The sequence below is a fragment of the Hubeiibacter jixunmingi genome (assembly GCF_041928215.1).
In the GTDB taxonomy this organism is placed as follows: Bacteria; Pseudomonadota; Gammaproteobacteria; order Pseudomonadales; family Moraxellaceae; genus Acinetobacter.
Genome location: NZ_JBHFHK010000075.1, coordinates 1 through 9,243 on the forward strand (window position 1 = coordinate 1; position 9,243 = coordinate 9,243).

9 protein-coding genes are annotated in these 9,243 nt (G+C 39.6%); all 9 read right to left on the reverse strand.

Annotation, left to right across the window (positions count from 1 at the left end; translation table 11 throughout):
* Positions 1 to 109: 109 nt before the first annotated feature.
* The 9 genes from ACEYX7_RS09740 to tviB all read right to left on the reverse strand — a co-directional run bounded on the left by ACEYX7_RS09740 (position 110) and on the right by tviB (position 8,974).
* Positions 110 to 1,108, reverse strand: coding sequence for a glycosyltransferase family 4 protein (locus ACEYX7_RS09740; protein WP_374900498.1), 999 nt, complete (start codon positions 1,106 to 1,108; stop codon positions 110 to 112).
* The gene (locus tag ACEYX7_RS09745; protein WP_374900499.1) at positions 1,105 to 2,097 is read right to left on the reverse strand and encodes a Gfo/Idh/MocA family oxidoreductase; all 993 of its coding nucleotides are present in this window, start codon (positions 2,095 to 2,097) and stop codon (positions 1,105 to 1,107) included. The genes ACEYX7_RS09740 and ACEYX7_RS09745 overlap by 4 nt, the downstream gene beginning before the upstream one ends.
* Before the next feature lie 12 nt (positions 2,098 to 2,109).
* Positions 2,110 to 3,300 (reverse strand): hypothetical protein, encoded by a 1,191-nt coding sequence (locus ACEYX7_RS09750; protein WP_374802412.1) that lies wholly within the window; start codon positions 3,298 to 3,300, stop codon positions 2,110 to 2,112.
* 65 nt (positions 3,301 to 3,365) lie between these two features.
* Positions 3,366 to 3,863, reverse strand: a complete 498-nt coding sequence (locus tag ACEYX7_RS09755) for an acyltransferase (RefSeq protein WP_374802413.1) — start codon at positions 3,861 to 3,863, stop codon at positions 3,366 to 3,368.
* A 25-nt stretch (positions 3,864 to 3,888) separates the two neighbouring features.
* Positions 3,889 to 5,004, reverse strand: a complete 1,116-nt coding sequence (locus ACEYX7_RS09760) for a DegT/DnrJ/EryC1/StrS family aminotransferase (protein ID WP_374802415.1) — start codon at positions 5,002 to 5,004, stop codon at positions 3,889 to 3,891.
* A 34-nt stretch (positions 5,005 to 5,038) separates the two neighbouring features.
* On the reverse strand, positions 5,039 to 6,127 hold the full coding sequence (locus tag ACEYX7_RS09765; RefSeq protein WP_374802417.1) for a DegT/DnrJ/EryC1/StrS family aminotransferase: 1,089 nt from the start codon (positions 6,125 to 6,127) through the stop codon (positions 5,039 to 5,041).
* A gap of 10 nt (positions 6,128 to 6,137) precedes the next feature.
* A complete protein-coding gene (wbpD, locus tag ACEYX7_RS09770; RefSeq protein WP_374802419.1) occupies positions 6,138 to 6,713 on the reverse strand; it encodes a UDP-2-acetamido-3-amino-2,3-dideoxy-D-glucuronate N-acetyltransferase in 576 nt (191 codons plus the stop codon).
* Positions 6,710 to 7,660, reverse strand: coding sequence for a Gfo/Idh/MocA family protein (locus ACEYX7_RS09775; RefSeq protein WP_374802421.1), 951 nt, complete (start codon positions 7,658 to 7,660; stop codon positions 6,710 to 6,712). The genes wbpD and ACEYX7_RS09775 overlap by 4 nt, the downstream gene beginning before the upstream one ends.
* A 15-nt stretch (positions 7,661 to 7,675) precedes the next feature.
* Positions 7,676 to 8,974, reverse strand: coding sequence for a Vi polysaccharide biosynthesis UDP-N-acetylglucosamine C-6 dehydrogenase TviB (gene tviB, locus ACEYX7_RS09780; protein ID WP_374802423.1), 1,299 nt, complete (start codon positions 8,972 to 8,974; stop codon positions 7,676 to 7,678).
* Positions 8,975 to 9,243: the final 269 nt, after the last annotated feature.

Consider the following 9,243-nt stretch of genomic DNA (forward strand, 5'->3'; position numbering starts at 1 on the left):
CGATGAATCTTTTGCTGCTAATATCTATCTGGCTGCAACAATAATCAATTTGCGTTAATTGTCAACACGCCCTAGTTAAATCTAAAACTCATTAAAGATTTAGTGTTTTTTAACCAAAGTTCGTGATCGCCTTGTATAATATTTGATGTACAGCATCATGTGAATGATGTGTAGCTACCCACTGCCGAGCTGCTTGTGCACGCTGTTGCAGTTCTGGCTCCGAGCGTGTCAAAAATGCTGAGAAATTATTACATAACTGTTCTGTTGTCGCACAGTTAAAAAACTCAGCTGCATATGCGAAATTTGCACCATAGAGATTATTACATAATACAATACGTTGACAGCTCATGGCTTGTAATTCGGACATACCCAAAGCACCCAAAAAAGTTTGCCCAATAATCACATCATGTGCTTCAATCAAGCCTTTAACTTGATGCTGTGCCACAGGTTCAATCAGCTGAATTTGTGCGGATTGTGTATGCTGTTGATAATACTGAACGGATTGGGCATTTTTGAGTACACTAAATCGGACAGACGGATAGCGTTGGCTCAATTGATCAATTGCAGGCAATACTGTATCAATGCCCTTAATTGCCGACGGCATGGCTAACCATAATACCTTAAGCTGGGGCAAATTCGGCTTTGCGACATCACTATAATAATTATTGGTATCAATCGGGTTTGGTAGATACTCTGCTTGCGAACTAAAATATTCGACATGTGACTGCAAATCTGGCGTCGCATACAATAATAAATCCGCACGAGCAATCACTAGTTTTAATAATATTCGTTTAATCAAGCTGTTTTTGGCATGGCGAATATCCGTACCATGGGCATGCAATGCCAATTTGGCACCGCAACCCAAAAACCAGATTGCTGAAGTAATATAATGAATATGTACCCAATCTGGTTTAATTTGCTTGATTTTTTGACGTGCTTGCCATGCTAACTTTAATCGCAAAGGGATGGTCATGATTTTTTTGAGCAAACTATTGCCTAATGCCGGTGGCATCACAGAAATTAAACTTGCATCTATACCATGACGCTTTTGGATATGTACTAAAGTATTTCCTACATCTGCGATATTGTTAACATGCAAGATTTTCATTTTTGCATGGTCTCTAGCATTTGCTCTGCCAAACGAACTGCCTCAATACCATCCTTTAAGCTAACAAAGTTATGCGGATATTCGCCAGTTTTACAAGTCTCTAGGAAACATTCGTGCTCCAAACGTAGCGGCTCTTTTTTAGGTGTCAAGAACTTAGTCATTTTGCCTTCTGTCACACCACGCAATAGAGTAATGTTTTCCCAATGATTGGTTACATTGGCAGAGTTTTCATAGAAGTATAAATCTTGTGTTAACAGATTGACTTGATATAGACCCTTAGAACAAATCACAAAAATATCACGGTTTTTGGTTGGAGTCAGCCAGTTGATATTCAAAGTGGCTTGCGTACCATTGCTCAAACGCAAAATCGCAACAATCATATCTTCATGTGAGGTATGCAAGTTTTGCGATGCTTCAACAGCCATACGTTTGATTTCGCTATCGGTCAAATAACGCAAAATATCTAGATCATGTACACACAAATCCAGTACCACACCTACATCAGCAATACGTGTTGGAAATGGACCTTGACGACGAATATCAATTTGATAAATCTCACCCAATTCACCAGCAAGAATTAGTTCCTTAAGTTGATTTACCGCTGGGTTGAAACGCTCGATGTGTCCAACCATAATCACTGATCGATTATTATATTCTTCGACCAATTTTACAAAAGCTTCACCTTCTTCTACTGTCTTAAATGCTGGCTTTTCTAAGAAAATATTACAACCCAAAGCCAAAGCCTGTTGTGCCAAAGTAAAATGCGTACTGGTCGGTGTTGCAATCACAATATTTTTGACATCATATTTTTTTACTGCTTCTTCGATACTAAAAACATGGTTAGTACCATATTTTTTTGCCATTTTTTCGCCAAGTTCAGCATTAGTATCAACAATACATTGCAGGTCTACACCTGCTAAATCCGATAGAATACGGGCATGATTATTACCCATTGAACCAACACCGACAACTGCTGTACGAATAGACATAATTGTACTTCCTTACACTCTAAAAAACGCTATAAGCGGAATATGGAATAACTTTCGAATAAGTAGCATTCCAACAAAAATTGCTACATATTCACCTACTACTAAAGCGATCGCAGCATTTAGTAACGTTACCGCTCCAAAACAACTATTCAGTAATAAAAATATCAATACTGAAATCATCGTTTTTACCACGGCCACAGCCACATTTGGCTTTAAATTGAATCTCACTGCACAGACCAAAGCTTCAATACGTAACAGGAATGCTGCTGGAATTAATGGCAGTAGTAATGCAGCTTGTAGCGCCTGTTGAATTCGGGCATCTTCAAACCAGCCCACCGTACTCATTTTCAATAATAACACACAAGCTAAACTACTCAAAAGCAATAAGCCATAAAAAATACGGTTCAAGATTTTGAAATGTGTGATAATTTCGTCGGTAGCTAATGGCATCCAGCGTCGAATAATTAATGGTGCCACCATTTGCATTGGTGTCATCAAACCTTGTACGATAAGAAAGCCAATACTTAAAATGCCTGTTAATTCACTGGCGTTAGGGGCGCTCTTTTGAATGATATAATAAAATAAATAGGCCTGCGCCAACACTACGACAGTTTGAATGAATCCGTCGAAACTATTAGTAAGAATCGGTTTAAAAATGCGCCAATCCACTTTGAGCCGTGTCGGCATTTTCTCTCGATAAATCGCCAGTGATACCAACAATGCTGTAATACCACCTACTGCATACAGTACGGTCAATGCGGTGGTCGTATCAGCAAACACACTAAAACTAACGACTGCTGTCAAGCCCAATACCGCAGAGGGGATAATACTATATATCGCATACAGACCGGCATCATTATGCTCAATATAAGTACCACGCCAAATATCTCGACAAGCAATCGCCATCACACCTATCAATACAAAGACAGCATACAAGCTATATTCTATAAGTTTAGGTTGTGTGTAATAAGCAATTGCTAAAATCGCTGGAGAAGCAAAAAGCACGTAAGTCAGTGTATGCCAAAATACCAAAGGCGTATCAACACGCGTTTTCGCATTACCTTGTGCAACCAAAATGCCCTGTGGTAAACCTAGTACCAAAAGCGCTAGAATCAAGTCAAAGTGATTTTTAGAAATCGCATATAAACCTTGATCTGCGACCCCTCTTGTTGACACAATAAAAATAGGCACCAATAATTGCATTATTGGTCCTATTGATTGTACGGCCACCGAAGTGACCATTTTCTTTTTAAAGCTCATGGCTGGATTTATTCGGCGATACGATTGCCTTCTTTATCCACTTTACCAACCGCACGTGCAGGATTACCCATCACCAAAGTATAAGGTGCAACATCTTTGGTAACGACCGAACCTGCCGCAACCATGGCATACTCACCGATGGTCACACCACACACAATAGTAGAATTTGCACCAAGACTAGCCCCATCTTTGACCAGTGTCGGGGTAATTTTCCACTCTGTATTAAATGCACGCGGCACTTTATCATTGGTAAAAGAGACATTCGGGCCAACGAATACGTCATTTTCAATCTCAACACCAGCATAGACTGACACTGAGTTTTGAATTTTTACACCATTACCAATTTTTACACCATGATCAATATAAACATCTTTGGAAATGATGCATCTTTCACCGATTGATGTTTTCTCGCGAATTTGCACATTGATCCAAATCTTGGTATCCGCACCAATTTGGCTATCTGGTGATACATTGGCTGTTGGGTGGATATATACATTATTTGTCATTTGAAATTATCCTATCTCAAAACGATTAAGCTGTAAAATTATTTACAGTATCAACCACATATTGCAATTCAGCATCAGTCATATATGGGAATAATGGTAAATTTAATACCGCATCACAGTACCCCAACGTCTGACCTTGGCCAAAGTGCTGTCCAATACTGCCTTTCGCACCCACTTGATGTGATAAAGGTGATGGATAAATATTACCAAAAGCAATACCTTTTTCTTTTAAATGAGCTTGTAACGCTTCTTTGAATGCTTTATCTTCAACGATACACACATTGCAATAGCCATTTTCTGCAAAACCAGTCGGTGCAGGCATAACTTTCACTTTTTCATTTTTGATATGTTGATGATAATATTCTACGCTTTTGACACGAGAAGCAATACGGGCATCCAAATGCGGTAAGCTTAAGTTTAAGAAAGCAGCTTGGAAAGAGTCCAAACGCGAGTTCCAACCCACAGATGCATAGCCATAATGCTGTTCACGACCATGATTTGACAATTGACGGACTTTGTCAGCCAAAGCTTGATCATTGGTAAATACCGCACCTGCATCACCCGCTGCACCCAATACTTTTGCAGGATAGAATGATGTTGTTGAGATATAAGCATCTTTATAAATGGAATCACCATTAAACTTCGCACCAAAACACTGTGCGCCATCTTCTAGCAACATCACATTTTGAGCTTTACAAAAATCACGAATCTCTTGTAGATGACTTGTTGCCCAACCATACAAATGTGCAATAATCGCAGTTTTAGGCTTGATGGTTTCTACAGCTTGTTTAAATGCAGCAATATCCACACCACCATCTACTGGATCACAATCTACAGTATGCGGTGTAGCACTCACATTAACGACCGCTTCAAAAGTCGCCCAAAAGGTCATATCAGGAACCAGTACATCATCACCAGCACCCACGCCCATCGCACGCAATGCCAATTGCAAAGCATCTGTACCATTGGCACACGATACCGCATATTGTACTTGGGTATAATCTACCAAGCCTTGCTCTAAACGGCTAACTTCTTCGCCACCAATAAATTGCGCTTTTTCTGACATGCTTGCAATTTTGCTATTCCAAGTATCCAAAAAGCCATTTTCAAAACGTTTTAAATCAATAAAAGGGACATTCATTTTTTAGCTCCAATGTGCTAATCAGATTAACTTATCATTTGTTTAACTGGACAATCGCATCAACAACGTGTTGAATTTCTTGCTGTTGCATATAAGGATGCATCGGCAAGCTCATGACTTGTTCCGCAATTGCATCACCCACAGGCAAAGACACAGCACTATCCGCCACCGCAGGTTGCTTATTTAAAGGAATAGGATAATGTACCGCAGTCGGAATGCCTTGCGCTTTGAGTTGCTCTTGCACATCCGCACGATTTTCCACTTGGATGGTATATTGTGCCCAAGCCGATTGATTATGTTCTTCTACAAATGGCGTAGTAAGAATACCCGCTTCATTAAACAATTGGTTATAGGTTTCTGCCACTTTTTGGCGTGCAGCAATTTCATCATCTAAAATCGCTAATTTTGGCAATAAAATCGCAGCTTGCAAAGTATCCAAGCGACTATTTACCCCAACACGAATATGATGATAACGACGATCTTGACCATGTCGAGCAATTTGGCGAATCACTTTAGCCAATTCATCGTCATTGGTGAAAATCGCCCCACCATCACCATAACAACCTAGTGGTTTGCTTGGGAAAAAGCTAGTACAGGCAATGGTCGATAAATTACAGCTTTTACGCCCTTTATACGTCGCACTAAAGCTTTGTGCTGCATCTTCAATTACTGGCAAATTATACTTTGCTGCAATGGCATTGATGGCATCAAAATCCGCACATTGACCATACAAACTTACAGGGATAATCGCCTTGGTTTTTGGCGTAATCGCAGCTTCTAGCTTTTCTATATCAATATTATAGGTTTTTGGATGTACATCAACATACACGGGCTTTGCACCCAATAAAGCTACAGTTTCAGCAGTAGCAATATAAGTAAAACCGGGGGTAATCACCTCATCACCCACGCCGATACCGAGTGCCATTTGTGCAATTTGCAACGCATCAGTACCATTGGCACAAGTGATACAATATTTTGCACCAACATACTGGGCAAGTTTTTCTTCTAGCTCAGTTACTTCAGGGCCAAGAATATATTGACCATGTTGTAGCACACGTTGAATACCTGCATCAATTTCAGTTTTAATGCGTGCTTGTTGGGCTTTTAAATCGATAAATTCCATCGCCTATCTCTTAAGATTTTGTTAAGACTTGACCATCTAACGTGTAAATTGCTTGCGTATGTGGACAAGCCACTTGCGCTTGACCAGACAATGGCAAATCCAACTGCTCACCAAACTCACTCATCCAACCAATTTGTTTCGCTGGTACACCGACCATCAAGGCATAGGCTGGAACATCTTTATTCACCACCGCACCTGCACCGACAAAGGCATATTCACCAATGGTTACACCACAAACAATGGTACAGTTTGCTCCCAATGTCGCGCCTTTTTTCACCAAAGTATCACGGTATTGGTCTTTACGTTCAATCAATGAACGTGGATTATAGACATTGGTAAACACCATACTCGGACCACAAAATACACCTTCTTCCAAGTGCACATTATCATAAACCGAAACGTTATTTTGGATTTTGCAGGCATCACCGATGGTGACTTTATTGCCTACAAAAACGTTTTGTCCAAGCGATACACCTTTACCAATTTTCGCACCGCCACAGACATGCACAAAATGCCAAACTCGTGAACCTTCACCAATTTCAGCACCAGCATCTACGATGGCAGTTTCATGTTGATAAAAACTCATGTTTTTTTTACCTTTGCCAATAATGGATGCGGATTGCTTGGATTTTCTACAATCGCCGCATCACGAATATGCTCAACAGTTTCAATTGCCACACGGTTTTCTTCTATGCCATAGCCTTGACCTGCCAAGACGCGTTGATAGCTTTGCGTATGCAAATCAGTAAAACCACCTGAAAACTCTAATTCTTCATTTTCAATAGTGATACTACGATAAGTCAGTTTTTCGCCTTGTACCGCATTGTCTGGTAAATTATTGGCATCAATCGACAAGAACCAACGTACACGCGCACGCTCATACTCTAAATAACCACTTGCGGTTTGCTCATCACGGTAATGCACTTCATTTTTGACGATTTTGCCAAAGATAAAATGCAACATATCATAGAAATGCACACCAATATTGGTTGCTACACCACCAGATTTATTGTCCACGCCTTTCCATGATTTAAGATACCATTTACCGCGTGAAGTTAAATAAGTTAAATCCACATCAAAGACTTTGCCCGCTGGTGCTGCTTGCACTTTGTCACGCAAAGCGATAATAGATGGATGCAAACGCAACTGTAAAATCGAGTTTACTTTTGCACCATATTGTTTTTCGTATTGTGATAATAAGTCTAAATCAGCAGAGCTTAATACCAATGGTTTTTCACAAATCACATCAATGCCATTTTTTAGAGCATATTTCATATGTGGTGCATGCAAATAATTAGGTGAACAAATCGCCACATAATCCAATTTATTCCCTTGCATTTTTTGGTCTTCAACAAAGGCTTCAAATTCTTCAAACTCAGTAAAAAACTCAGCATCTGGAAAATGGCTGTCCATAATACCAACCGAATCGTTAATATCCATTGCAACAGACAAATTGTTTCCCGTTTCCTTAATCGCCTTAAGGTGGCGTGGTGCGATATAACCTGCAGCACCAATCAAAGCAAAATTTTTCATTATTACACTCCAAAATTATAGACGGAATACGGTAAAGCCTTGTTGCTGCAATGCTTCACGGTTAAATAAACTTTTTACATCAGTAATGACTGGTTTTTCACTACGCACATAAGATTTGAGCTGCTCTGCAGATAAAGCACGGAACTCATTGTGCCCCACTGCCACGACCAAAGCATCGACCGGGTTAGTTTCATTGACTTCAGCCAATTTGATACCATATTCTGCTTGTACTTCTGCTGCATCCGCCCATGGGTCTGCTACAACAACTTCAACGCCCCAGCCTTGGAATTCAGCAATCATATCAGCGATTTTACTGTTACGAATGTCAGGGCAATTTTCTTTGAACGTCACACCCAAGATACCGACTTTGGCACGCGGTACATCAATGCCATTTTGCAGCATTAATTTGATGGTATTTTGTGCAGTATAAAGTGCCATATTGTCGTTAATACGACGACCTGCCAAAATCACTTGTGGATGATAACCGACTTCTTCTGCTTTATGGGTTAAATAGTATGGATCCACGCCAATACAGTGACCACCAACCAAACCGGGACGGAATGGCAAGAAATTCCACTTACTACCTGCCGCTTCTAACACATCTAAAGTGTCAATACCCACACGTTCAAAGATAATTGATAGCTCATTCACCAATGCGATATTTAAATCACGTTGAGTATTTTCAATGACTTTTGCCGCTTCAGCGACTTTAATACTGCTGGCTTTAAATGTTCCTGCCGTAATGATGCTAGCGTAAACTGCATCAACTCTATCGGCAATCTCAGGTGTGCTACCACTGGTGATTTTTTTGATTTTGGTTAAAGTATTGACTTTATCACCTGGGTTAATACGCTCTGGGCTATAACCTGCAAAAAAATCTTGATTAAATTTCAACCCAGAGACTTTTTCCAAGATCGGAATACAAACTTCTTCTGTTGCACCTGGGTAAACTGTAGACTCATACACCACAATATCGCCTTTCTTGAGTACTTTACCCACTGTTTCACTGGCTTTTTGTAATGGGGTTAAATCTGGGCGATTTACTTCATCAATCGGCGTTGGTACAGTGACAATAAAGAAGTTGCTGGCTTTTAATACATTTAAATCAGTTGTATATTGCAACTGTGTAGCAAGCTTTAATTCTTCAGACGTCACTTCCAAAGTATGATCTTGACCTTGATTTAACTCTGCTACGCGTTTTTGACTGATATCAAAACCAACTGTTGGCATTTTTTTACCAAACTCTACCGCTAAAGGCAACCCCACGTAACCCAAACCAATGACTGCAATTTTATACTCATGAGATAATGACATAATAACGTCCTGACAATTTTATGCACCCGATTATATCATAGTTTGTTTGTTTGATAATGAAAATTAATATTAGTTGTGTAAAAATAGAATGCTATAAAATAACAAAACCAATACTGGCATTTCATGAGAATGAATATCATTTATTAATATAGTAATAATTATTGTGCAGAAGATAAACATAATCATAAAAAGTGTATAATAATAGACCTCTTGCGAAAGTTTTGATATAATGACAAGATGAGATACGAAACAATCAAGGGCTTTAGCGA

What these genes read in the sequence shown, in the direction of transcription:
- ACEYX7_RS09740 (WP_374900498.1), bottom strand. Translation starts at nt 1,108, where the DNA reads ATGAAAATCTTGCATGTTAACAATATCGCAGATGTAGGAAATACTTTA.
- ACEYX7_RS09750 (WP_374802412.1), bottom strand. Translation starts at nt 3,300, where the DNA reads ATGCAATTATTGGTGCCTATTTTTATTGTGTCAACAAGAGGGGTCGCA.
- ACEYX7_RS09760 (WP_374802415.1), bottom strand. Translation starts at nt 5,004, where the DNA reads ATGAATGTCCCTTTTATTGATTTAAAACGTTTTGAAAATGGCTTTTTG.
- ACEYX7_RS09765 (WP_374802417.1), bottom strand. Translation starts at nt 6,127, where the DNA reads ATGGAATTTATCGATTTAAAAGCCCAACAAGCACGCATTAAAACTGAA.
- ACEYX7_RS09745 (WP_374900499.1), bottom strand. Translation starts at nt 2,097, where the DNA reads ATGTCTATTCGTACAGCAGTTGTCGGTGTTGGTTCAATGGGTAATAAT.
- tviB (WP_374802423.1), bottom strand. Translation starts at nt 8,974, where the DNA reads ATGTCATTATCTCATGAGTATAAAATTGCAGTCATTGGTTTGGGTTAC.
- ACEYX7_RS09755 (WP_374802413.1), bottom strand. Translation starts at nt 3,863, where the DNA reads ATGACAAATAATGTATATATCCACCCAACAGCCAATGTATCACCAGAT.
- ACEYX7_RS09775 (WP_374802421.1), bottom strand. Translation starts at nt 7,660, where the DNA reads ATGAAAAATTTTGCTTTGATTGGTGCTGCAGGTTATATCGCACCACGC.
- wbpD (WP_374802419.1), bottom strand. Translation starts at nt 6,713, where the DNA reads ATGAGTTTTTATCAACATGAAACTGCCATCGTAGATGCTGGTGCTGAA.